Annotated in this window: 14 protein-coding genes and 1 pseudogene; 5 read left to right on the forward strand and 10 right to left on the reverse strand. The window is 41.1% G+C overall.

From position 1 onward, the window contains the following. Window positions 1-434: 434 nt before the first annotated feature. A complete protein-coding gene (locus SKA34_RS06410) occupies window positions 435-764 on the forward strand; it encodes a hypothetical protein (RefSeq protein ID WP_006644677.1) in 330 nt (109 codons plus the stop codon). A gap of 1491 nt (window positions 765-2255) precedes the next feature. Here SKA34_RS06410 and SKA34_RS06420 read toward each other — a convergent pair. The 3 genes from SKA34_RS06420 to SKA34_RS06430 form a co-directional block, all read right to left on the reverse strand. Then, window positions 2256-2924, reverse strand: a complete 669-nt coding sequence (locus tag SKA34_RS06420; protein WP_006644679.1) for a 2'-5' RNA ligase family protein — start codon at window positions 2922-2924, stop codon at window positions 2256-2258. A gap of 361 nt (window positions 2925-3285) precedes the next feature. Beyond that, window positions 3286-4116: a formate dehydrogenase accessory sulfurtransferase FdhD gene (gene fdhD / locus SKA34_RS06425; RefSeq protein WP_006644680.1), complete on the reverse strand. Its 831-nt coding sequence runs from the start codon at window positions 4114-4116 to the stop codon at window positions 3286-3288. 54 nt (window positions 4117-4170) lie between these two features. Continuing rightward, window positions 4171-5055 (reverse strand): LysR family transcriptional regulator, encoded by an 885-nt coding sequence (locus tag SKA34_RS06430; protein ID WP_006644681.1) that lies wholly within the window; start codon window positions 5053-5055, stop codon window positions 4171-4173. Between the two features lie 578 nt (window positions 5056-5633). Between SKA34_RS06430 and SKA34_RS06435 the strand changes: the two genes are divergently transcribed. From SKA34_RS06435 to SKA34_RS06445, 3 genes are all read left to right on the forward strand, one after another. Further along, window positions 5634-7958, forward strand: coding sequence for an FdhF/YdeP family oxidoreductase (locus SKA34_RS06435; protein ID WP_006644682.1), 2325 nt, complete (start codon window positions 5634-5636; stop codon window positions 7956-7958). Window positions 7959-8467: 509 nt separating this feature from the next. Then, window positions 8468-9763, forward strand: coding sequence for an MFS transporter (locus SKA34_RS06440; protein WP_006644683.1), 1296 nt, complete (start codon window positions 8468-8470; stop codon window positions 9761-9763). A 678-nt stretch (window positions 9764-10441) separates the two neighbouring features. Beyond that, window positions 10442-12349 carry a PTS fructose transporter subunit EIIC gene (locus SKA34_RS06445; RefSeq protein WP_006644684.1) on the forward strand — a complete coding sequence of 636 codons (1908 nt, stop codon included), beginning with the start codon at window positions 10442-10444 and terminating at the stop codon, window positions 12347-12349. 930 nt (window positions 12350-13279) lie between these two features. Here the strand turns inward: SKA34_RS06445 and hutH are convergent. The 5 genes from hutH to hutC form a co-directional block, all read right to left on the reverse strand. Then, window positions 13280-14830 carry a histidine ammonia-lyase gene (gene hutH, locus SKA34_RS06450; RefSeq protein ID WP_006644685.1) on the reverse strand — a complete coding sequence of 517 codons (1551 nt, stop codon included), beginning with the start codon at window positions 14828-14830 and terminating at the stop codon, window positions 13280-13282. 11 nt (window positions 14831-14841) lie between these two features. After that, window positions 14842-16536 (reverse strand): urocanate hydratase, encoded by a 1695-nt coding sequence (gene hutU, locus SKA34_RS06455; RefSeq protein WP_006644686.1) that lies wholly within the window; start codon window positions 16534-16536, stop codon window positions 14842-14844. Then, entirely contained in the window at window positions 16514-17539 is a 1026-nt protein-coding gene (hutG, locus tag SKA34_RS06460) for a formimidoylglutamase (RefSeq protein ID WP_006644687.1), read from the reverse strand. Before hutG ends, hutU begins: the two co-directional genes overlap by 23 nt. Then, on the reverse strand, window positions 17529-18740 hold the full coding sequence (hutI, locus tag SKA34_RS06465; protein WP_006644688.1) for an imidazolonepropionase: 1212 nt from the start codon (window positions 18738-18740) through the stop codon (window positions 17529-17531). The genes hutG and hutI overlap by 11 nt, the downstream gene beginning before the upstream one ends. Before the next feature lie 162 nt (window positions 18741-18902). After that, window positions 18903-19607, reverse strand: coding sequence for a histidine utilization repressor (gene hutC / locus SKA34_RS06470; protein WP_006644689.1), 705 nt, complete (start codon window positions 19605-19607; stop codon window positions 18903-18905). A 329-nt stretch (window positions 19608-19936) separates the two neighbouring features. On the opposite strand from hutC, the pseudogene SKA34_RS22820 reads away from it, so the two are divergent. Continuing rightward, window positions 19937-20151: pseudogene (locus tag SKA34_RS22820) on the forward strand (sodium:proton antiporter); the annotation flags it as partial. A gap of 748 nt (window positions 20152-20899) precedes the next feature. Here the strand turns inward: SKA34_RS22820 and SKA34_RS06475 are convergent. Continuing rightward, entirely contained in the window at window positions 20900-21913 is a 1014-nt protein-coding gene (locus tag SKA34_RS06475) for a substrate-binding domain-containing protein (RefSeq protein WP_006644691.1), read from the reverse strand. Window positions 21914-22087: 174 nt separating this feature from the next. After that, window positions 22088-25180 carry a beta-galactosidase gene (locus tag SKA34_RS06480; protein ID WP_006644692.1) on the reverse strand — a complete coding sequence of 1031 codons (3093 nt, stop codon included), beginning with the start codon at window positions 25178-25180 and terminating at the stop codon, window positions 22088-22090. Window positions 25181-25303 lie beyond the last annotated feature (123 nt).

Raw genomic sequence — 25303 nt, forward strand, 5'->3', positions numbered from 1 at the left:
TGTTGTGGTATTTGAGGTGAATCATTAGTCTTATAGATTAATCAAAATTATATTTATATGAAATAAATACAAAAATAACGGCTTTATTATACATTCTCAGTTATTTCCGACTGAGAATATAATAAGAATTTATTGTTATTTCTTCGTCATTCTATTTACTTCAATACAATTCAATATTTGAAAATTTTAATTTAGATTATTGAGCAATAAATTGCCTAAATCGAGCAATAAATTGCCTGGCTGGGCAATAAGTTGCTCGATTTTTTTAACCTTGAAAAATAAAGTCAATAAATTTCATGTTGTTATAAGGTGGCATGCTTTGTGCTTAATGGCAGGTCATAAAGTATAAACAGTGCTATTTAAAACTTTAATAGATCGTTTTTAATTAAACAGATCTGAAACTCTTAACTTTAAATTAAAATCTAGGAAGATAAATGAAAATACTAAGTAAATTTCTTATAATAACACTAAGCATTATTTCACTTTTAATGGGGTTGGCCGGCTTCTTCTTATCAGGTGCTTTTTCCATGTCATTTCCGGAAGCAGGGCTCCTTGGTTCAATAATGTCTATCCTACCAGTAATTGCTACTTGTGTATCCATTCTTGGTTTTTGGTCGGTAATAAAAAATAGCAAACCAGGTCAATATACCTTTGCTATTTTAATGTTAACTGTATGGTGGGTGGGGACCGTTATTGGAGCTATTACGATAGTAACCTTGTTAATGAGTAAAGAACAGGAAGAGCTTTCTTCTGTTCCTGAATAATAATAGGCACTATTTATAAACTAGTGTGTATTTGTCATAGAAGCGAATGAGTTAGGAAGTCGCTAACTCATTCGTAATAAACCTTACTAAGATTATTTTTTTTATTAATGTGTTTAGATATAAAAATAAAACCGCTAATGCTCGCATTTATTTCATTACATTAGCCAGAAATTATATTTACTTTTATTAAACCCATATAGTGTAAGCAATGTTGACTGTCTTGCGTGCAAACTAATATTTATGAGTAAATGACAATGTTTGATTTGAGTTTACTTTGGGCTGTGAGCCTGTAAATCCGATCTGATAAGAAAGTTTATCGGATTAAGGTTTCAAGAAAGCTAAGTGCTTATCCTAAATTTGTAAAAGCAGCAATGTAGAAGCGATTAACAAAACAATGCTCGATATATTTACTCTTGACCTAAGCGCATTTTTGTTAGTTGGATAATGTTTATCTTTTTCTTAGAGAAAAACATCATAATTACCTTTGTTAATACAACGAGTATTTCTAGAGCCACAATTGCATAGATTGCTAATACAGGTAATAGAACAGCGTAGCCCCCATTTGATCCGTCTGAACATAGGTACATTACCCATAATACCGATGATAAAAGTAGTATATGGCTGACGAGAAAGTATGAGTTACCCTTTGATGGAGCTGAAACGTTAGTATTCATAAGCTACCTCTATTGATATGAGAGAATGTGTTCCCCATACAATAAAACACTGTTCAATTAATGGCAACATTTTTTTGCATTTTTATATCGTTCTAGGAAATATCATAAGCTATTGAATACATTTTTTTATGATAATGCCGTGCTTAATAATGTATCTTTATTCTTAAAAATATTCGTTGCTGTTGTATTTTCTGGCTTATTTTTCGAGAACTTAAAAGGCGGGTGAGTTGAGCGATAAAACACAGATTTTGAGCTCAATGAGTTTAGAAGGTGTCTGTCCTAGATAGCAAAAGGGCGTTGAAGTTACCTTCAACGCCCTTTTTAGATTCTTTTAACACTTACTTGATTTGCGCTTTGTACATAGAAGCGAAAACTGGAGTGTATAAGTTAACAAATTTATTAATGATACGTGACATTGTGAATCCCTTAATAGAGCAAGTATTTTATAATGTACAACCTTGCCTAAACACAGTATTTATAAGGCATAGGTCGCGTTTCGATGTGGGGCATCATAGGAATTTAATCCGTAATTAAAAGTGAGAAAAAATGTTTTTTTTGATTAGTTTTTCTAATGGTTGTCTCCTGGTGCAAAGCTCTGTCATAACCAATCACTAAAAGTGAATAAATACACATTTACCTCCCCTTTTTATGAATACATTAATGCACATATTGACTATGGAGAGCCTCAGAAAATAAGCTTCCACCCAAAACATGGCGAAATAAAAAGATTAGAGTCAGAGAGTGGCCACAGCGATACTCAGGCCGTCGCGGTGAAGAAGAGTATTTAATGAAAAAGTGGATGCAAGCTTCTTGAAGTCTATATGAAATAATACGAAGCTAGATCCTGTTTGGCCTGACCATTGGCGTTCACTTTGGCAATACCAATACCCTCAACTTTAAGAGTCGTCGGTTTAAAACTATTGCCATATTGAAGCATAAAGCTGTCGAGTTTAGTCGAGTCGGCCTGTGGAAGTAATGTTATATGTGGCTGGAAATTAGTGAATACGTTAGGGCTACCATAACGCTTGAAAGCCGCCAGTTTAGCCGGATATTTTGTTACCCAATTCGGTAGTTGAGGGTTCAGGGCTCGTAATGGTTCCATCGCGACTGTAACTGAATCCGCTATATGTTGTAATTCTCGACTATTTTCGACATTCAACATTAACCAATCCCCCTTGGTTCTCTCTATCTTGTCCAACGTAATATAAAATGGCTTTATTTGAGCTGTTAACTGCTTTACTTTAGCTTTAACTGTCGCCAGACTGCCCTGCGGATACTCTGTTAAATACAAGGTAATGTGGGGAAGATAATTTTGACTATAAAGAGAATTCAACTTTTCGTGCTTAAGTTGACTGCTGATAGTTTTAACCGTTTGATCCGCGGCTTTAGCTGGTATCAGAAATACATTGTAAGTCACATTTTCAGCTATCACTTGAGTTGTGCCAACGCCAAACAACATTAACATCAATACGATTCGCTTAAACATGTATATTCCCCATAAAAAACGATAGAAGGCGTGCAATATTATCGCTCTCTAGTATAAAAACTGTTATACCTTCCACGATTTTTACATTTTTATAACGCCTGGCTATTTATTTGATGGAGCAGGGAGCTAAGGTACACAGAACGAAAAACGATGATAAGTAATTGAGGACGGTTCTGTCGTAAACGTTGAGTTTTTAAATTAAAATTTGCTTAACTTGTATTCATAATACTGATTTTTAATGTTTAAACGCTGCTATTTTCCTTCTGAATTTATTCTCGAAATCGCATGTTATTATGTCGCTTATTAACTCAGTTATCGTGAAATTTAAGAGATACAATTAGAGCGCGGTGTCGTTATAGCATTAAGGCGCAGGGCTATATAAACGAGGTGAGCTGTTGTTTGGTAAGTGAATCAGATTTAAGCGATTACGTCTTGCCCATTCGACCGTCAATGAGGTCGGAGCCGATAAACAAACCAAGGTTGCGATTTCAGCACGCACGGCTTTATGGATAAGCTCTAAACTGCAACGACTCGTCATAATGGCGAACCCCGACTTAGGGTTGCTCTCATTCATGGCCATCGCCCCTATTAGTTTATCCAGTGCGTTGTGGCGACCGATGTCTTCACGACAAAGTGAAATTTCACCTTTCGAGTTCGCAAACAAAGCTGCATGTAAAGAACCGGATATTTTGGCTGCTTTCTGATGTTCGGCAATTCGCTCTCTCAACCCCTGAAAAACCAGTGGACTGGGGGGGAATGACGATGGTAAAGAAACCAAATCCGGAAGTGCTTGTTCAAGCGCCTCAACACCGCATAAACCACAGCCTGTGGTTCCAGCCAAGTTACGCCGCTGAGTTTTCATTTCCCAAAAAGCACGGTTGCTTATTTCTACTTTCGCGAAATAAGATTCACCATTGCCAGTAATCTCAATATCACGAATTTCACTGAATCTTTTTACGATACCGGTACTTAAACTAAAACCGCGCACAAAGTCTTCCATGTGACCAGGTGTCACCATCATAACCGCTTGATTGATGCCGTTATAACTGATCGCTAATGCCGATTCGTTTGCCAGAGGTGCATCCACGACCATACTATCGCCCGTAAGCTCACGATAGCTCATGGTATTAGGCTGTGGAGGCGCTTGATTAAAATCAGGCAGTTCAATATAGGATTGAGTTATACATCTCATAAAATCACCCGGTAAAGATGGTCAGCTTGACGATATCGACTCAGACTGAAAACGTTACTGATTAAATAATTTTTTTGCTTCAGCAAAACACTGATCAGTGAGTGCTGAATAAGGTTCTTGTTTACGCTTAAGCAGAGCTAGAGGTGAGTGCACCACTGCTTTTTCTATCGGTAAGATACGCAGTTGTTCGTTGAGCTCTTCCAATCCAGAGCTCAGCGGCATAACAGCACAGCAAAGGCCACTGGTGACGGCTTGGATCAGGTGAAACGTAGAGTTACTTTCAATCAACGTCTGCGGAACGAGGCCTTTACTACCGAAGCTCAAATCAATCGAATGACGATAATGCATACCTTTAGACAAAAGCCCCAAAGGAATGTTACTGAGTGATTCCCATAAGACTTCCGACTCAGCAAAATCAAAAAATCGGCTGTCATACAGAATGCCTAAATCCGTCGAGTTCATTTCTATAACGTCAAAATAAGCCGTATTGATCTCGTCGGTGTAACACATACCTAAATCAAGTTGGTTACGATTGAGTTGGTCTATGATCTGCTCAGATGTCATCGACAAAATTTGAAAACGAAGTTCTGGGAATGTTTCTGCTAACGGCTTAATCAACTGCATCGGATTTTGGCTGGCTAAAGGCACCATGCCGACTCTTAGCGAGCCGACCAGTTGACCTCGGCAGTTAGCCGCTTCGGCTTGTAAACCGTCATGAGCGGCTAAGACTGTCTTTGCCCAAGCCAATATACGTTCGCCCGCTTCGGTAAACCCTTCAAAGCGTTGACTTCTTGAAATCAATTCGAGGTCTAACTCTTCTTCTAAACGCCTTATCCTCATCGACAACGTAGGCTGAGTAATATGGCAAAGTGTCGCAGCCTGACCAAAGTGTTTCGTTTGATCTAAAGCGATTAAATATTTAAGTTGTTTTATATCCATGAATGATTAGTAACACCTTGAAATGAAGCGTCTTCTTCGCGTTCGTCGTACATTCACTGTTCTCTACGATTGAAAAGAGCTATCACGGGAAATGGCTCAATTTGTAAAGCAGCGGCTAAAATAAAAATGGTTTTTTTGATTTAAATCAAAGTATGCCTAATTCAAATATAGGTAAAATCTAAATTATCTATAGCGTGATAGGCGGTAACTATCATAGGGGAGCTTAGCTATATCAAGGCTGTTCGACGAATCTCTCATAAAATAGAACTCATATTGCATTGGCTAATAAATTCTATTTATCACAGTGACAAGAGCGATACTTTCCTTCTTTACTCACCATAATAGATACTACTTATCACTTAGTCGGCAATATCAATTGGACGCACCGCCCCTTAACGACATAACCTTTGATTTATATCATGGCAAAAATCAGCCAGACTATTTCTAAATATTCAACGCAGTAAACAGGTATCGACATAAAATAATCAAAACCGTTTTACTCCCGCCTTATTTTTATAACGCGCCTGTTTTACCGGTTCCCTTGTTTACTGCCGTTCCCATGTGTGAGGAGTGGAGTTGTGAGCCAAAAAGAACAGATAAAAAAATATAATGGTCCTGCTGGTGGATGGGGGGCGTTAAAAGCCGTCACTAAGAGTTGGTGGGGCAGCGATAACGCCATCAAAAACATTCGAACAATGCTTAAAACGAATCAAAACGGTGGTTTTGATTGTCCGGGATGCGCATGGGGTGAATCCCCACACAGCAATAAAGTGAACTTCTGTGAGAACGGTGCAAAAGCCGTTAACTGGGAAGCCACAAATCGATTGGTGGATCCTGAGTTTTTCGCTGAACACAGCGTAACATCTTTGTCATCACAAACAGATTACTGGCTGGAATACCAAGGCCGAATAACCCATCCGATGAAGTACGACGCTGCATCCGACCACTATATTCCTATCGCGTGGGACGAAGCATTTTCGCTCGTAGCCAAGCATTTGAAGCAACTCGACTCACCACATCAAGCCGAATTTTACACCTCGGGTCGAGCCAGTAATGAAGCTGCTTTTTTGTATCAACTCTTCGTCCGTGCGTTTGGAACAAATAACTTCCCAGACTGTTCAAACATGTGCCACGAGGCCAGTGCAATTGGCATGAAAGATACGGTCGGTGTGGGCAAAGGAACCGTGATTTTTGACGACTTTGAAAAAGCAGACGCGATCTTTGTGCTCGGGCAAAACCCAGGCACTAACCATCCCCGCATGCTTGAACCATTACGTGAAGCGGTAAAACGCGGTGCGCAAGTGATCTGTTTCAACCCATTGAAAGAACGTGGACTTGAACGTTTCCAAAATCCTCAAGTGCCGGTTGAAATGTTAAGCAATGGTTCAAAACCAACCAATACCGCGTATTTAAGACCAGCATTAGGTGGCGATATGGCGGTCTTTCGTGGGATGGCTAAATATTTGCTGCAATGGGAGCGTGATGCGCTCGCAACTGACGGAGAAGCCATATTTGATCGTCAATTCATCAGCGAACACACCATAGGTATTGATGAATACTTAGCAGAAGTTGATGCGACGACATGGGTTCAGATCGCTGAACAATCGGGGTTAGCTTTAAGCGAAATCGAAATGGTCGCAAACATGTACCGCCGTTCAGAAAAAGTGATCATGTGTTGGGCTATGGGGCTAACACAACATCGTCATTCAGTACAAACCATCAAAGAAGTAGCCAATGTGCAATTGTTGCGCGGCAACGTCGGTAAGCCTGGTGCTGGGCTATCACCTGTTAGGGGACATAGTAATGTCCAAGGCGATCGTACAATGGGTATCGATGAAAAACCTTCAAACCAATTTCTTGATAGTATTGAACGCCGCTTTAACTTTAATGCCCCGCGAGATGTAGGCCACAACACCATACAAGCGATTAAAGCGATGGAGGAAAAACGCTCGAAAGTCTTTATTGGTTTAGGTGGAAATTTTGCGCAAGCCACCCCCGATACTCCTCGCACGCATCTGGCGATGAAAAATTGTAACCTAACCGTTCATATTTCAACCAAACTCAATCGATCTGACCTTGTTACCGGTAAAGATGCCTTGATTTTGCCTTGTTTGGGACGTACGGAAATCGATACCCAAACTAATGGGCCACAAGGCATAACCGTAGAAGATACCTTCAGCATGGTGCATATCTCTTACGGACAGCTCGAACCTCGATCAGCGCATTTACGTTCTGAACCAGCGATTATCGCGGGTATTGCAAATGCCACACTGGGCAGCCATCCAATAGATTGGTACTGGGTCATTCAAGATTATGGGCATATTAGAGATCTCATTGCAGATACGATTCCGGGCTTTACTGACTTCAATCAGAAGCTGGAAAATCCGGGTGGATTTCATTTAGTCAACCCTGCCGCAAATCGTCAATGGAACACCCTCAGCGGTAAAGCGCAATTTGGCTCCAATGAACTGCCAAAACAGCTAATTAATGAAGCGGTGTTACAAGGTGCTAATAAACCTGATTTGATCTTGCAAACCATGCGTTCCCATGACCAATACAACACCACGTTATATGGCTTGAATGATCGTTACCGCGGTGTCTTTGGTATGCGCGAAGTTTTGTTTATCAATGAAGCCGATATATTGAAGCTCGGTTTTAAACCGGGTGACAAGGTCGATATGGTGTCGCTTTGGGAAGATGGTATAACGAGAAAAGTGAAAGGGTTTACCTTGGTCGCTTATGACGTTCCAAAGGGTCAGGCGGCTGCTTACTATCCTGAAACCAACCCTTTGGTTCCTCTAGACAGCTACGGTGAACGAACCTTTACTCCTACCTCGAAATTTATCGCCATCAGGTTAGAGAAATCGATCTCTGACGCGATCCCTCTTTCAAACGTCAACTAACTGTCAATCGACAACTGAAAATAAAAGTAAAAATCCACTTGTTTTTGCAGGTGGATTTTAAATCTCGCAGAAAGATTATGTGTTCTAAATAGTATTATCTACCATAAAATCTGAGCATTAAACACTCAAAAAATATAACTAGCTTAATGGTCGTTTAGTTGTTGGTAAGTAATCGATAAAGCCTTTATTACTTTTTTGTAATAAGGGGTTTTACTATGGTGCAATTTTTCGAGTTGTAGTTTCTGTTGAGGAGTTAACGTAATTTTCATAGCAACAGTGTGCAAGGTTAATATTTAGAAGCCCCCCAAATACCCCCATTCTCATTGTTTTGGTGCGAGCTAAAATTTACCCTGTTAAATTAGATAGTTACAATCTTCTTTGATCTTAAGCAGGGAATTGTAACTATTCATGCCTTTTGCAAATTTCAACAGTGAAAACTTAGTTTAACGAGGAGTTTTTGGGGAGTTCTTGGTTGTGAATACTAATTAAATACTTAGAATACTAAACAAATGGAAGTGTTAGAGGTTGTTGTGTTACAAAAAAAAGTATCTAAAATACTGAAAAATTCGTTTGGTAATGTTATTGAGTGGTATGATTTTTGTCTTTTCGGCTATTTTGCCTCAGTTATAGGAACCTCTTTCTTTAGTACTCAAAGTAAATTTGTCAGTATTCTTTTGGCATTTGCAACATTCGCTATTGGTTTCCTTGCTCGTCCTATTGGTGGTTTTATCTTTGGATGGCTTGGCGATAAAATTGGTCGCTATTACAGCATGAATCTTTCTATTATCATGATGGGCGGAGCAACCTTCTTAGTATCTTTCTTGCCTAGTTACCATAGCATCGGTATTTGGGCTCCTATTTTATTAGTAATCATTAGAATTATTCAGGGATTGTCTGCGGGTGGGCAGTTCTCGAGCCTTATTGTAGTAACAAGTGAAGATAAGAATTTAAAAAATACGGGGTTCTATACGGGTATAGCGTTAAGCGTGTCAGTATTAGGTTTCTTATTAGCATCTGCTGTGAGTTATATCGTAATGAATATTCTTCCCCAAGAATGGATTCATTATACTTGGCGAGTGTGCTTCGCTATTGGTGGGTTGCTTCTAGTATTTTATTTCTGCTCTATTTACGATGAAATAAAAGCATCTTCATTAATTGAGAAAAAAGAAAGTAGAGAAACAAAAGAAAATAAAAATACGTTTAAAGAATTATGGCTAAAACATAAATTTAAATTTACTGTTTCAGTGTTTTTATCTGGTGTTGTTTGTATAATATTCTATTTAGACTTTGTCTATTTTATTACGTTTTTTACTCGGCATAGCCATATATCTCAAGATAGAATATTAATTTTAAATACTGTAGTTCTTGCTATTGCTTGTACACTTTATCCTATATTTGGTTATGTATCAGATAAAATAGGTCGAGCAAAATTAGCTATGTACGGTATTGTGATTCATATTCTTCTATTGCCATTTATATTCAAATTGATTCTATCCAATAATATTTCTAGTATCTATATTGGTATGTTAGTTATGACAGTTTTAATTTGTATTATTCAAAGTGCAGCTACACCAATATTTTCTGAGATTTTTCCCAAGAAAGTAAGAAGTTCCGGATGTTGTGCAAGCTATGGTTTAGGTGCTGCAATAAGCGGGTTTGCACCTATGGTAGCGACAGAGGTGACGCATCATAATGTTCATAATATTGTATATTTATTTGCTATAACATTAGTTGTTGGGCTTCTTTGTGTAATACCTATCGTATATGATAATCGAAAACAGATAACAACATTAGATAAATTATAACGTTAATAATTTCATATTATTAAGGAAAGGTTGCTTTTATTCTTTTTATTGAACTATATAAAGTTAATATGTGGTCTAAAATATTGGTTTTTTTGCTTCGTTTATAAATTAAACGTTCTTAATTTATATAATTTTTACGATATAATAATAACTATAGTAATGGCATTTTTACTTATTTCAGTTAATAATATGGAGTTTTAAATTGCTGATTTTTAATATTTTTGATTTTTCTGTGAACTTTTTTATCAGAAAATCGATTGTTTATTGATATTCAATACAACGGATCTTTCTGTAGCAAATGTTGTAGCCATATTACCATCACCTAGTTTACGTTTGAGACACTGAGTATTTTTCATATATATATCCGAGTGATAATAGCAAAGTCCTAACTTTCAGCATCTATATTAAGTACAGCGGTGTCTTTATAGTTGACAACTTATAGCAACAGGGATTATTTGAGCACAATATTTTAAATAAGCCAATATATCAGAGAGTCCCTGAAAATTTGATTTAATTCCTTAAAAATCCGTTTTTTTGGTTAATGATTAAATAATTTAGGGCTTCAATCACACTTTAACTTGTGGGTGACAAAAATCCAGCATGTGCATCAATTATCATATATATAAGTTATTGTTCTTACACCAGTATATAGATAGCACTAATTACTGGAGTTTATAAATGAAGATTGAATCCCTAATAACGAATCAATTAATTTGCTTGGATCTCAGGGCGACAAATAAGAAAGATGTACTTGTAGAAATGGCTACCCTTCTTGAAAGCGCTCAATGCATTTCTGATAAAAACACCTATTTATCAGATGTCTGGGCACGAGAAGATCTTAGTAATACAGGCTTTGAAGATGGTATCGCAATTCCTCATGCAAAGAGTTCGGCCGTTATTAAACCCGCTGTCGCTGTCGGTATTAGCCGGACTGGGATAGAGTATGGCGCAGATAATGGTGAACTGTGTAATATATTCTTTATGATTGCATCACCCAATGATGGCGATAATCACCATATTGAAGTATTGGCACAAATTTCAAGTAAATTAATTGAAGATGGATTCACTGATAAACTTCGTGCAGCAAAAAACGCAGAAGAAATTGTCATGTTATTAACAGAAACAACACCACAGAAAAAAGCACAACCAACTATACAATCGGCACAGCATGAAGTACCAGCCTCTTCTTTTAAAGCATCACTTGGCAGAATGAAACAACACTTGTTGTTTGGTACATCACACATGATTCCATTCATTGTTGCCGGTGGTGTTTTGCTTTCTTTATCAGTAATGATTTCAGGTAAAGGCGCAGTACCTGATACAGGTGTATTAAAAGATATAGCTGAAATGGGTATTGCAGGATTAACCCTATTTACCGTTATTTTAGGGGGCTACATTGCTTACTCAATTGCTGATAAACCAGGTTTAGCACCAGGAATGATCGGTTCATGGATTGCTGTTCAACAATTCAATACCGGTTTTTTAGGAGCAATAGTCGTTGGCTTTATTGCAGGCTTTGTTGTGCAGCAACTTAAACGTATTAAGCTGCCAGATAGTATGACATCACTTGGGTCGATATTTATCTACCCACTGATTGGTACATTCATTGTATGTAGTATCGTAATGTGGGGCATTGGTGAACCCATTGCACATATGATGACATCATTGAATGAATGGTTAGCAGGTATGGCTGGCAGCGGTAAGGTACTACTTGGTGCAATACTTGGTGGTATGACAGCATTTGATATGGGCGGTCCTATCAATAAAGTTGCAACACTGTTTGCACAAACTCAAGTTAATACTCAGCCATGGTTAATGGGTGGTGTAGGCATCGCAATTTGTGTTCCACCGCTAGGCATGGCACTTGCAACTGTTTTATCACCAAAACGCTATAAAAAAGATGAACGTGAAGCGGGTAAAGCCGCTGCTATCATGGGGATGATTGGTATTACCGAAGGTGCGATTCCATTTGCAGCAGCAGACCCAATACGTGTTATTCCAGCCGTTGTTGTCGGCGGTATTGTGGGTAACGTTACTGGCTTTATGTTTAACGTATTGAATTACGCACCTTGGGGAGGCTGGATTGTACTTCCTGTTGTAGAAGGTAAGTTTGGTTATATTGTAGGTACGATTGCAGGTGCTGTTGTTACTGCGGTTATTGTTAACGTATTGAAAAAACCTATTAGTGAAGAAGATGACACCGAAGTAATGAATGGGACGCTTGTTGAATCAATTTCTGAAGAAGGTGTAGCGCAGGTACTTGCTATCACATCCTGCCCATCAGGTGTTGCACACACCTTCCTTGCTGCAAAAAGTTTAGAAAAAGCAGCAAGTAAGCTAGGCATTAAAATTAAAGTCGAAACCCAAGGTGCTAATGGCATTGTAAACAGATTAACCGAAAAAGATGTTGTGAATGCAGAGATGGTTATTTTTGCTCATGATGTCGCGATTAAAGAGATTCAACGCTTTGATGGTATGCATATTGTCGATATAAAAACCAAAGAAGCGATGAATAATGCAGAGCAAATAATTCAATCTAATCTAGCTCAATCTAAAAGTGATTCAGTAGTAGTGGCAAATGCATAAATTCTGAGATTAAGGCTGTATTTCAAGTGACCGCCCATCGAGGCTAACTCTTATCAGTTAAGATATTTCAACTCTGATGTTACTTACAGATCGTAAAAAAGCCCGCAAGCAATTGCGGGCTTTTTTACGTCTTAAATTTGGCTTCATCATTTCGAATTACATCTTTATACAATTATCACATTCATACTTTTAGAATATTGCCTACTCTTTACTTAAATCTTGGTGGGATTAACCATGTGCTGATTTTTATATCTTTACTATCAATAACTTAAAGTGTGATGAAAACCTGTTTTTTTCGTGATTGGGCCAGTGTTGTGATGAAACTTAGATTTAAAATCTATAAGTGAGTTATATTTTTAAGAGGCTATTTTTAGGTATGACTATTTAGCCCTATCTATTTGCCAATAACTGGTTGTCGATTTGTCTCTAATAAACAAGGTATTTGGTTCGGTAAGTTATCAAGATAAAAAGTTAAAGTTATATCTTGATGGAAGCAAAGTGGTTTCACTGATTATTTTTAACTTCGATGGTGATTCTTGTAATTCTTTTTTTTCTGGCGGCAAAGGAACGATTTACCAAAGACACTCTTTAAAAAGCAATAATTTCAGTTCTTTTATTCTTGGGAGAGGGCTGGTGCATTAAAGGGGGCCTAAAGCAAAATTACTTATTGGTAGAAAAAAAACAGCCACCTTTAAGGCGGCCGCTGGTCATCGTGCTCACTCACGATACGATGAGGTTTTAGTTTTGGCTAACTACTTTATTCACTTGGATATTAATTATTTCTTAATAGTGGCATGACTGCACTTTTCAAAAAATATTCGATAGAACCTGTAAATCACGTTACTGAAAAATAGATGATGTTGTATTTGAAGTTCCAGAGCGATCGCTCCTTCATTTATAGGAGCGATCAGACGGATAGTTATGTTGGTCTTAATGGAGACTTGGCAATAGACCTGAAGGCATTAACTTGTTGTAACTTGCTTCTAGAAGCAATGTATTTGCTTTTTCTATATCTGGTGCAAAGTAACGATCCTTGTCATAGAAGGTTACTCGGTCTCGAAGTTCAGCTTTGGCCTGCTCAAGCTTCGGTGAGCTGGTTAATGGAGCGCGGAAGTCAATTCCCTGGCATGCTGCCAACAGCTCTACGGCTAATATTCCCCGCGTGTTTTCCGCCATATCCGTTAGCCTTCTACCGGCAAAAGTTGCCATGGAAACATGGTCCTCTTGGTTAGCAGAGGTTGGCAAGCTGTCGACTGAAGCTGGATGGGCTAGTGTCTTGTTCTCACTGGCTAGGGCTGCTGAGGTCACCTGGGCGATCATAAATCCACTATTGACGCCACCGTTATCGACTAGAAATGGAGGCAGCTTGCTAAGGCCGCTGTCAATCAATAGTGCCATTCTTCGCTCAGATAGACTGCCGATTTCTGCAATCGCAAGAGCGAGGTTATCCGCGGCCATAGCTACAGGTTCCGCATGGAAGTTACCACCGGAAATGATGTCACCATCATCGCAAAATACGAGTGGATTGTCCGATACCGCATTAGACTCTATTTCTAGCACTTCGGAGGCTGCGCGGATCTGCTGGAGGCAAGCACCCATGACCTGAGGCTGACAACGTAGCGAGTAAGGATCCTGTACCTTTTCACATTGCTGATGGCTGTCACCAATTTCACTTGATTGCGCCAGTAGGTATCGATAGGCAGCAGCAGCATCGATCTGGGGACGATGTCCGCGTACAGCATGCACCCGCGGGTCAAATGGTTTCCGACTCCCAAGAGCCGCCTCGACAGAGAGTGCTCCGCACACTGTCGCAGAAGCATAAAGATCCTCTGCGGCAAACAGCCCTTCCAATGCAAAAGCGGTTGAAGCCTGAGTACCGTTCAACAGGGCAAGACCTTCTTTAGGCCCCAGAGTAATAGGCTCAAGACCCGCTATTTTCAGCGCGGTAGCACCGGAAACAATTTCACCTTTGTGCCTAGCTTGTCCCTCACCTAGTAGGACAGTACTCATGTGAGCTAGTGGTGCGAGATCGCCTGATGCGCCGACCGAGCCCTTACGAGGAATACAGGGGTAAACTTTTGCATTTATCAGTGTGATCAATGCATCCAGCACTGAATAACGTATACCAGAGTACCCTCTGGCTAGGCTGTTAACCTTTAACACCATTATCAGGCGAACAGTGTCATCGTTCATGTAATTACCGATCCCAGCGGCATGGGAGAGAACAATACTGCGTTGGAGGATTTCAAGGTCTTCTTTTTCAATTCGAGTATTGGCAAGCTGGCCAAAGCCGGTGTTAATACCGTAGGCTACCCGATTCTCAGACAAGACATTGGTGATGGCTTTTAGGCTCGCCTGCATTTCATTTTCTACTTCTGGTGCAAGACGAACCTCTACTGCCGTCCGGCTGACTTTGCGCAACTCGGTCAGTGTCAGTTGGCCTGGAGTAATTGTTAGCGAGTGCTTTGTTACAGTTGACATGTTTTTTCCTCTTACTTGATAGCCGGAGTGTTTGGGATATTCAGCAGAGGCAAATCAAGCTCTTGCTCCTTGGCACAGTTCACAGCAATGTCGTAGCCAGCATCGGCATGACGCATAACCCCCGTTGCTGGGTCGTTGTGCAGCACACGGCCAACACGTGTATCGGCATCTTCACTACCGTCACAGACGATAACCACGCCTGAGTGCTGCGAGAAGCCCATGCCTACACCGCCGCCATGATGAAGAGATACCCAGGTTGCACCCGATGCAGTATTTAATAAAGCATTGAGTAATGGCCAGTCGGAAACCGCATCTGAACCATCCAACATACCTTCTGTTTCACGGTTGGGGCTAGCAACGGAACCTGAGTCCAGATGATCGCGGCCAATGACCACAGGTGCTTTCAGTTCGCCGTTTTTAACCATTTCGTTGAAGGCTTTGCCCAAACGTGCTCGGTCTTTCAGGCCGACCCAGCAGATACGCGCAGGCATGCCTTGAAAATGTATTCGTTCCCGTGCCATATCAAGCCAGTTGTGAAGGTGCGGATCATTAGGGATAAGCTCTTTAACTTTTTGATCAGTCTTATAGATATCTTCTGGATCGCCAGACAGTGCAGCCCAACGGAAGGGACCGATACCTTCACAGAAAAGCGGACGGATATAGGCTGGGACAAAGCCTGGGAAATCGAATGCATTCTCTACGCCACACTCCAGCGCCATCTGGCGGATGTTGTTACCATAATCCAACGTTGCCGAGCCGCGTTTCTGAAGTTCAAGCATGGCTTTAACCTGAACTGCCATGGAGGCTTTGGCAGCGCTGACCACGCCAGCTTCATCTACTTTGCGTTGTTCAGCAGCGTGTCCCATTGTCCACCCCTGCGGTAGGTAACCGTTAAGCGGGTCATGTGCTGAAGTCTGATCGGTGACCACATCAGGGGTAATACCTCGCTTCACCATTTCGGTAAAAATATCTGCCGCGTTGCCGAGTAAGCCGATGGATGTAGGCTTTTTGTTATCCAAGGATTCCTGAAGTAGCGTCATTGCTTCATCAAGTGTTCGTGCTTTCTTATCGACATAACCAGTTCTCAAGCGGTAATCAATGCGGCTTTCATCACATTCCACCGCAATCATGGAGAAACCAGCCATGGTCGCTGCCAGTGGCTGCGCACCGCCCATTCCACCCAGTCCACCTGTCAGCACCCAACGGCCTTTTGCTTCAGCGCCAAAATGCTTTTTAGCTATCGCGACAAAGGTCTCGTAAGTCCCCTGAACAATGCCCTGAGAGCCGATATAAATCCAGCTTCCAGCCGTCATTTGGCCGTACATCATCAGTCCTTGCTTATCCAACTCGTTAAAATGCTCCCAGTTAGCCCAATGTGGTACTAGGTTGGAATTAGCGATAAGCACACGAGGAGCATCCTTGTGGGTAGGAAAAACGCCAACCGGTTTACCGGACTGTACCAACAGGGTCTCATCGTCTTCCAGTCTTTTCAGTACATCGACAATCTTGTCATAACACTGCCAGTTTCTCGCAGCACGTCCAATGCCTCCGTAAACAACTAGGGAGTGGGGGTGCTCCGCTACATCAGGATGCAGATTGTTCATTAACATGCGTAGTGGTGCCTCGGTCAACCATGACTTGGTATTAAGTTTGGTTCCAGTTGGGGTCTTAATTACGCGTGATTCATCCAGTCGCGGATCTGTCATCTCTATACTCCTTGTTGGTAAAGGTCGTGTTAAGTTTGCGCAGTATGGTCCAAATTAGGCGTGCAGCTAGGCGGGAGGTATGCCCATCGATATCATATCGAGGGTTGTATTCTGCGATGTCTGCCAACCTTAGTTTGCTGTTACCGTGTTCAGATTTAGCATTTAGTATGGGCTTAAGCAGAGCTTCCACCATTGGGTAGTCAACACCATGTGCAGCCGGAGCGCTCACGCCTGGTGCCGTTGCTGCGGGGAAGACGTCCATATCTATGGTCAAATAAAGATGGTCACACTGTTCAATAAATGTTGCTAACGATCCCTGAATAGACTGTAAGCTGGTTGGATGGAGCTGATGATCTTCCACCGTTAGTACATTGAGCTCGTCTGCTTTGTTGAACAGAGCCTGTGTATTACTAGTCCGGCTCACACCTAGGCAAGCGTAATTGAACGGCCAGTTCTGGCTGGCACAGAATTCGGCTATTTGTGCAAAAGGGGTACCGGAACTTCCTGTTAGGCTGTCACCACTGGGTGTTCTAAGGTCGAAGTGGGCATCAAAATTAATAATGCCGATCCGAGGCGGTATGCTGATGCCGATTTGTATCAAGTGGTTTGCCAAGCCCTGAAACGAGGCCCACGCAACTTCATGGCCGCCTCCCATCGTTAGCGGAAAATGTTGCTGGTGGAGTGCTTGAGTAATATTATCGGCGAGGCTCTTCTGAGCTTTTGTAAGGTCGTGGTTATCGCAGTGTGTATCACCACCATCGTAGATCGGAAGCCGATGGTGCCAAGCCATGTTTGCCAGTGCTTTGCGGATTTCAGAAGGTCCGCCACGGGCCCCCATACGTCCTTTGTTGCGGAACACGCCTTCATCACAGGCAAACCCTAATAGCGTAACACCTGGCTCATTTTCTGTGTCGGCTGGCTGGACTTTTTGATGGAACCGCATTCCGTTATCGCCATCTTCGGGATCTATTCTTCCTTGCCAGGAGGACATATCAATATTCATTAGCTAGTTCTCCCTTTATGTAGCGTGCGGCCAGTGGCGATAACCCTATCTGATAACTGAGTTCTGCTGGGCAGCTCAAATCCCATACAGCCAGATCGGCATCAAAACCAGGAGCAATTCGTCCTTTTGTCGTTAACCCCAGCGCCTGAGCTGCATGTCGGGTAACACCGTAGAGATTCTCTTTTGGAGTCAAACCGAATAGGGTGGAGGCCATGTTCATCATGAGACTGAGGCTGGCAAAGGGAGACGTACCGGGATTGAAGTCTGTGGATAGAGCCATAGGGACATTATGTTTTCTTAACAGCTCCACTGGCGGCTTCTGTGTCTCCTGAAGAAAATAAAAGGCGCCCGGAAGTAGAGTTGCGACTGTGCCGTGTTCTGCCAGCGCCTCTACACCGGCTGAATCGAGATATTCAATGTGATCGACAGACAGTGCCCCCATTCTTGCGGCAAGCGCACTGCCTCCTAGGTTGGAGAGTTGCTCGGCGTGTGCTTTAATTTTTAGTCCACATGAAAGGGCGGCTTCAAATACTCGTCCGCACTGGGCAGGAGAAAAAGCAATACCTTCACAGAAAACATCTACCGCATTGGCCAACCTTTTTGAGGCTACTTCGGGAATAAGGGTGTCACATACCATCTCGATGTAATCATCGCTACGGTTTTTGTATTCTGAAGGAAGGGCATGAGCTGCCAGCAATGTGGTCGAGACAGTCAGGGGCAGTGCGTCAGCTAGTTTTTTGGCGGCCTGGAGCATCTTTATTTCATCTTCGATCGTCAACCCGTAACCAGACTTGATTTCAATAGTGGTGATACCGTCTGCCATTAGTGCTTTTGCTCTTGGAAGCGCAAGGGAGACCAGTTCGTCCACACTGGCATTTCGGGTTGCTGTTACAGTCGAAAGGATCCCACCGCCTTGCTTTGCTATCTGGGAATATGGAACCCCATTCAGTCTTTGCTCAAATTCTCCTGCCCGGTTTCCAGCAAAAACAATGTGCGTATGGCAATCAATAAAACCAGGCGTAACAAGTTTTCCTTCCAGAGAGATGACGTCATAACCTTCTTGGGAAAGGTTTGAACCGATATGTTTTATCACACCATTTTCAACAGCAATGGATACGTCTTCTTGGACTTTATAACCGCCTTTCTCGTTAACAAGGGTGTCGACCGAAACGAGACGACAGTGGGTGAAAAGCCTTTTCATGAATATGCCTGAGGATTTTTTTAAATGTCTATACAAATGTATAGACATTTAAGCAGGCAAATGCAAGTTGATGTGTTATCGAGTTGTGATCAATGATGAAAATTTTGTGTACCGAAGGCAAAAATGAGGGATGTAATCACAGTGATAATATTCGGAACAGTACTAAATATTTACCTTTGCACTAAGTTTATATCGGCTTCCAGGGTGGTAGAGCAATGCGGCGCTAACGAGTTTATTCTGGCTCCAAGTGCGACGATGCAAAAGGAGGCAAGGTTCTTGTGTATCCATTTCAAGTAACCTCGCTATATTTAAAGGGGGCAAGATAGCCTCGACAGTGTGTTCGATAATCCCTAAAGGGCAGATTTCTACCAAGTACTCATTAGGCGTCACTTGACTGAAGTCCTGCTCAAGGTAATCAGGCGCAAAATCAGGGTTTACCCAACGATGCTCAAGTTGTATAGGTAAATTATCTGCGTAATGAACGATTTCACTCATATAAACCTGAGACCCTAGCATCAAGCCCAATCTCATTGAGACATCCTCAGATGATAATATAGCCTTTAGGTTTATGATTTCATTATGATAAACCTGACCTCGCTCCTCTACTTCATCTGCAATGTTACGAATATCCATGAGCGGTGATTCGGCCTTTTTTTGGCACACAAAAGTGCCAAGCCGAGGAGTACGCTCGAGAAGGCCGACTGATACTAGGTCTCTGAGTGCCTTGCTTACCGTCATTCGGCTTACTGAAAAGCTTTTACAAAGCTCTGCTTCTGTTGGAATTTGTGTACCTACCGGCCATGTTCCTGACTCAATTTTTTCAACAATATGATTTTTTATCTGTTGGAATCTGGGGGACCTTGACATCTATGTATTACCCTTATTATGTATATACAAATTATATTGGTTTAATACTTAGCGATTATCAAGTATAAAACAGCTTCTGACTCTTGTAATACAAGCTGTTTTATCAAAAAAACGTGTAAAATTATGCAATAACTACCTATTACTTCTGCCTAAAAAGTAAGGTAGAAAGTTATCCCTCTCTAAAAACATGAATTCGATCTTGTTTGTTAAGTTTACAAATTGACACATTTGTACAACTTTGTCGGCAATTTACTGGTCATAAAATTTTCCATATAACAATAACGATCCCTGTGATCCTCTTTAGAAGTAGCAGGCTTGTACTTTCACTTATGCGACTCAACGTTGTGGTCGTCCTTACCTTCAGTGCAATTGTTGGCGGTCTATCAATTCACGATACTGTATCTGCTCTCGAAGGCGGGGCGACCATTGCACTCCGCTATGCCATGCTTGGTTCTTTTGCTGTAGCAATAAGCCGTTCCGGTATTACTAAGTACTAGCCCAAACTGTAGTCAAAAAACTACAGGGTAAGGAAAATGCCAGTGCCGCAAAAGCATTTTAATACACTCTTTTTTTGTTTTATACGTGTACCAGCAAAGCATTCCCAGATATTCTATATACTGATCAATCTATTACAGATTTTGCCTTTAAAGTGGGCTACCAATATAGTAATTATTTTCCGACTAAATTTAAGCAAGTTTTTAAACAGACGCCCCGAGAAACACGCATGAGACAATATGAGAGTTAGCTTGTTATGAGGATATAACTGAGTAAGTAATACGTGTGTTGAATATTCGCACGTTTCGTGATGAATATTATGACGAATGAGATAGCGTTTGATATGGCGCAATGGAGGATATTTAAATAATGTTTTTTTATTTACAATGTCAAACGATAAAGGGTTCTTTTGCAAAAACAGATACCCTAGGGTAAAGCTGATACGAGAAAACCCATCGCCTGTCCATAGGCAAATGGGTTGGGAAAAGCCTTGAATGACATGAAAGGCGAGTTGGGAGTCAATTAAATATTAGGCTAAATCCTTACTTTTTTTTAGACCAAAAATAAAAACTATTTTTCTATTTATTAAGTGCAAAATTAGTGGCAGTTATTGTAAAAACAACTATATGAAAGGTCCTAAATAGGCTGCCATAAAAGGGGGGTCGTCTGGCTAATATTATTTTTTTGTCAGAACACAAAATGGTAGGGTTATATTGCGTATTTATATTATGGGTATTTTTTGATTCCTATAATGCCCCATATCAAACGTGGCTAAGGCAAGCAACATACCCAAGTCACTATTCAAGCGTTTTTTTTATACCGACAGAGGCACGTTTTACCAAAACAGGCATGAATAATTTTTTCCCTGAGTACTCTGTATTTTCGTTATTTACCAATTGCAGAGACAGTTTTAATGCCTCGTTTGCCATGACGTTAATTGGGTAGCGAATCGTGGTTAGGCGAGGGTATATATGGCGCGCGATGTGTCCATCGTCAAAGCCGATAACGGACATATCCTCAGGGATTTTTACACCATTTTCTTGTAATAAAGTCATACAGCCGGCAGCCATGTAATCGTTATAGGTTGCAATTGCGGTTATCGGAGTATTTTTAGCAATTAGATTAATAATGGCTTGTTCACCACCGGCTTCATCTGGCTCAACGTATTCGATGTATTCATCACGGATTTCAATACCATTATCTCTAAGCGCATCTAAATAGCCATCTCGACGATCATAAGCATCATCAATATCATGGTTTGAGGCAAGGTAACCTATATGCGTGTGTCCATTTTTAATTAAGTGCTCTGTCGCAATATATGCGCCTTTACGATTATCAAGAGCGATACAACGTGATGCAATTTCTTCAACATTTCTGTTAATGAAAACCATGCCAGGTATTTCGCTGGCTAGTTTTATTAACTCTGCATCAGACATCCCTTTGCTATGAATAACAAGAGATTCACAACGGCTGTTAATCAGTAAATTAATGGCATTTTTTTCTTTTACGGGATCATGGTAACCACAGCCGATTAATAGCTGTTTTGACTGTTGACTTGCAATGTCGTCTATTGCCTTGACCATGGTTCCGAAAAAAGGCGCAGAGACATCACCAACAAGAACGCCTACGGTGTTAGAGGATTTATTTACTAACGCACGCGCATTGGCATTGGGACGGTAATCCAGTTTTTCCATTGCTGCTTTAACAGCAATAATTGCTGTTTCACTGGTGTGAGGTGAGTTATTGATAACACGTGATGTTGTGGCAATGGATACACCAGCCTCTTTTGCGACGTCTTTGATAGTAGCCATAGGGAATTTAGCACTTTAATTTTTTTACTATTTAACAATGCTTTGCTGTTGAATACAAATAACTAATTGAGAATTGCGATAGGAAAGCTTGGTTTATCGAAAAATATGAGAATATAAAAAATCCCTAAGGGTTAGCTTAGGGATTTTTGCTGCTATGCCGGGGGGATAAAGTGCTTATGCTTTTTGATTGAACGTGATGGTATATGTGTAATGTTTTTCCCGTAATTGAAACTCTTTATGGACACTTTGACTCCATGAGTCATCGCCACCGATCCCCATATGCTGGTGGTCTACACGTACATATACTTTTTCTTCCGCGATTAAATCGTTGGTGTGTTTTGCTTTTGCCAATTGCTGCAAAGCGAACTGACTAACGCTAAATTGGAAATCACCGGATATATCCAATTCGTTCACTTTCAACCATTGTGTGCCACAACGTAGGCCGCTATCGGTTGGGAAAATATATGGCGTGTGCATTTGCTCAAGTGTTTGTGTATAGAGACCAAAACGTGCAGCAGCAAAACGATCAGGATAATTTTCGAATGGGCCTAAACCCTGCCAGGTAATTGGTGTGTTTTGTCCGTTTAAGGGCAGAGCAAACTCTAAACCGATACGTGGCATTGATGGTAAGCTATCAGCCAGCTTTACATCTACAACTAGCTCCATTTCTCCATTGTTACTCAATGTGTATGTCCAAGTCGTTATCGCTTGTACTGTTGAGTTAAAGTGGTATGTAAAGGTGGAAGTCACTTTAACTGCGTGTGCCAGCGTTTCACTATTACAAGCAATACATTGTCGTTCCCATTGACCAATGCCTGCTGCATCCCAACGACTGCTCCATGCGTTGAAATCCACATTATCGACTTCACTAATACCAATGTCGTTATCCAGCGGCGCTCGGAAAAAATTGTCTTGTGGTGCTGAAAGTAATTGCGGATTATTGTTTATTAGCCACGCTGTCATCAAGCCGCTTTGCTTATCCCAACACCAATGATGTTTTTCATCGAGACTAGAAACCAGAATCGAGTTGTCTTGCTGCGTTAACATTGGTGCTGGTTGGCTTTTCAATGTAGGGATAATAAGACCTGTGGTATTACTTAGTGCCATTTGTTCAGATGAAACAACGTAATCGGCATGGGCCCATGGTGTTGCTGTAATAAGACTAATATCGGTATTTAAGTGATATTGTGCCTCTGCTTTTGGGGTATAGTTTAGGGTTATATCAAGGCTTGCTTGGCTATTAGCCTCTATATTAAGTGTTTGCGAACCAGTTTGGATAACCTTACCATTTTCTAATAGTGACCAGTTCAATTGTTCGTTATCTGTTGCACGGAACAAGTTCTCGTTGGTTATTAGAAGTGTGCAGTTGCCCTCTGTTTGATCCTGAAGCGATACGGTGATCATACGTTGACAGAACTTCGCTTCTTCCAACGTTGGGTGCACGGTACGATCTGGGAAAATCAAACCATTGATACAGAACTGACGGTCATTGATCTCATCACCAAAGTCACCACCGTAAGCCCAAAAGTGTTGACCATTTTCATCTTGTTGGCTTAATCCTTGGTCAACCCAGTCCCAAATAAAGCCACCTTGTAAGCGTGGGAAAGTGCGAAATGCTTCCCAGTAATCTGCAAAGCTACCCAGGCTGTTGCCCATTGCATGAGCATATTCACATAAAATTAATGGACGTGACTCGTTCGGTAGTGATATCCACTTTTTGATTGCCCACTTGGGTACAACTTCATCTTCGATATCGCTATCAACACGTGCATACATAGGTGCAATGATATCGGTCGCAGGAGTATTTGAACCGCCTCCTTCATATTGAACGGGACGAGATGGGTCATATTTTTTTGACCACGCATACATAGCGTTATGGTTACAGCCGTAACCTGACTCATTTCCTAAAGACCAGATAATAATCGATGGGTGATTCTTATCACGCATGACCATTTGGCTATATCTGCTCATGTAAGCATTTGACCACTGGGGATCATCTGAAATACGACTCATAGGATGTAAACCATGAGTCTCGATATTTGCTTCATCGCAGACATATAAGCCATATTGATCACAAAGCTCGTACCATCTTGGGTGATTAGGATAGTGAGCAGTGCGCACGGCATTAAAGTTGTATTGTTTCATTAAGCAGATATCACGGATCATATCTTCTTCAGTCATGACATGACCCAGCTCAGGATGATGCTCATGACGGTTTACGCCGCGTATTAATAATGGTTTTCCATTTAGTTTCAATTGACCGTTAGAGATTTCTACTTTTCTAAAACCGACTTGGTATGCTTCACTCTCTAAATGTGCTCCATTTTCATCAAATAAAGAAACGACTAATCGATAGAGATTTGGCGTTTCAGCGGTCCATTTTTTTGGATCGCGTACATGAATGGTTTGAAATACGACATCGTCCCAACAGCCACGCTCGTCGATACGGCGATTATTAGGACCATCTACTTGCGGCTCTGTTACAGCTTCTCCATTATCGAAAAGTTGTACTTGAACTTTATAAGTTTCAGGTGCGGAAATACGGGTAGTAATTGAGAGTGAGCCATCGCGGTAACAGGCATCTAAATCCGGAGTGATAAACACATCTTCAATACAGTTTTTCGGCTTAGAAAGCAGTGTGACATCGCGGAAAATACCACTTAACCACCACATATCCTGATCTTCTAGATAGCTACCATCAGACCAACGCATCACCATTACGGCAAGTGTATTTTCTCCTTCTACAAGATAGGGAGTGAGGTCAAACTCAGCAGGAAGGCGACTATCTTGGCTGTAGCCAACCCATTTACCATTACACCAGAAGTGGAAGGCAGAATTCACGCCATCAAAAATAATACGCTGGGTATTCTCTAATTCTGTATCAGAAAGCCATAAGGCTGTGCGGTAGCAACCAGTTGGGTTCTCTTTCGGAACGAACGGCGGTTTAGCTTCAAAAGGGTACTTAACATTGGTGTAGATAGGCTTGTCATAACCTTGAAGTTGCCAGTTTGACGGTACATTGATCTCATTCCAATCCGTATCGTTAAATGTAGTTTGGATAAATTCGTCATCAACTTGCTCTGGAGCATCAAAAAGTTTGAATTTCCATTGTCCATTAAGAGAAAGACGTTGTTGGAAAACATCGTCACGAGCATGTTCAACACTGCGGAAGCTTGCAAGTGGGCTATGAGCTTTTAGGCAGTGAATGTTCACTGATTGAGGGTTTTCCCAGTCTCGTTTTTGTAGAGTATCAAAAAATGTAGTCATGATGTCCCTTTATTATTATACCGTTCGTTGATAGCTGAGATAAGTAAGGTATTCCAGCGACCTTCTCATTCATTTTGTTGGATTGTAATGAATATTTGGAAACGTTTTCATGATGTGTGTTGT

Origin of the sequence: Photobacterium sp. SKA34 (genome assembly GCF_000153325.1) — a bacterium.
Classification (GTDB): domain Bacteria; phylum Pseudomonadota; class Gammaproteobacteria; order Enterobacterales; family Vibrionaceae; genus Photobacterium.